Origin of the sequence: [Clostridium] symbiosum ATCC 14940, from assembly GCF_000466485.1 — a bacterium.
Lineage (GTDB): Bacteria > Bacillota > Clostridia > Lachnospirales > Lachnospiraceae > Otoolea > Otoolea symbiosa.
Genome location: NZ_KE993020.1, coordinates 1 through 676 on the forward strand (window position 1 = coordinate 1; position 676 = coordinate 676).

Annotated in this window: 5 tRNA genes; all 5 read left to right on the forward strand. The window is 46.7% G+C overall.

Annotated features, from left to right (window positions below):
• Window positions 1-136: 136 nt before the first annotated feature.
• A tRNA-Glu gene (locus tag CLOSYM_RS19400) sits at window positions 137-208 on the forward strand.
• Between the two features lie 4 nt (window positions 209-212).
• Window positions 213-285: transfer RNA gene (locus tag CLOSYM_RS19405), tRNA-Thr, on the forward strand.
• A 16-nt stretch (window positions 286-301) separates the two neighbouring features.
• Window positions 302-375, forward strand: a tRNA-Ile gene (locus CLOSYM_RS19410).
• 44 nt (window positions 376-419) lie between these two features.
• Window positions 420-493, forward strand: a tRNA-Asp gene (locus CLOSYM_RS19415).
• A 48-nt stretch (window positions 494-541) separates the two neighbouring features.
• A tRNA-Val gene (locus CLOSYM_RS19420) sits at window positions 542-614 on the forward strand.
• Window positions 615-676 lie beyond the last annotated feature (62 nt).

Genomic DNA, 676 nt, shown 5'->3' on the forward strand with positions numbered 1-676 from the left:
GTTCAAGTCCTACTCGGGGAGTTTTTTTGTATCAAAAAATAGCCAAAGAAAAATTGACAATATGTCAAAAATATGGTAATATAACTAAGCGATTAACAGCGGGAAGAACAAACTATGGAGTCGCTGTAAACAGTAAGGCCCCATGGTCAAGCGGTTAAGACATCGCCCTTTCACGGCGGTAACACGAGTTCGAATCTCGTTGGGGTCATCAAGCCGATGTGGCTCAATTGGCAGAGCAGCTGATTTGTAATCAGCAGGTTATCGGTTCGAGTCCGATCATCGGCTCTAGTTATTTTATTTTGGACCTTTAGCTCAGTTGGTTAGAGCAACCGGCTCATAACCGGTCGGTCCCGGGTTCGAGTCCCCGAAGGTCCACTATCCTGAACTAAAGGAAAAGAAAAGCAAAAAACTAAAGATTTGGCCCGGTGGCTCAGTTGGTTAGAGCGCCGCCCTGTCACGGCGGAGGTCGTGGGTTCGAGTCCCATCCGGGTCGTTAGTTTGAGCATTTAATGAAATTTAAGTGTGAGAACTCATTTTATTTGGGGTCTTAGCTCAGCTGGGAGAGCATCTGCCTTACAAGCAGAGGGTCATAGGTTCGAGCCCTATAGGCCCCATTTATCTGTTTTATACAGATATGCCGCAGTGGCGGAACTGGCAGACGCACAGGACTTAAAAT